Source organism: Psychromonas arctica, from assembly GCF_038155225.1.
GTDB classification, from domain to species: Bacteria; Pseudomonadota; Gammaproteobacteria; order Enterobacterales; family Psychromonadaceae; genus Psychromonas; species Psychromonas arctica_B.
Window position 1 is genome coordinate 1 of record NZ_JBAKBA010000470.1, and the last position, 207, is coordinate 207.

1 protein-coding gene is annotated in these 207 nt (G+C 40.6%); it reads left to right on the top strand.

Going from position 1 to position 207, the window contains the following annotated elements:
• The coding region (locus tag V6255_RS19120; RefSeq protein WP_425355966.1) for a sodium:solute symporter family transporter at positions 1–207 on the top strand (207 nt) is incomplete at both ends.

Below are 207 nucleotides of genomic sequence, written 5' to 3' on the forward strand. Positions count from 1 at the left end.
TTTCATCCTGTGATCGCAGGTATTTTATTAGCGGCAATTCTTGCCGCAATAATGAGTACGGCTGATTCGCAGTTGCTTGTATCTTCTTCAGCGTTAGCAGAGGATTTTTACAAACAACATATTAATCCTGAAGCTAGTTCTGAAAAAGTCGTATTAGTGGTGCGTTTAGGGGTAGTTGGTTTATCACTGATTGCATTAGCACTTGCG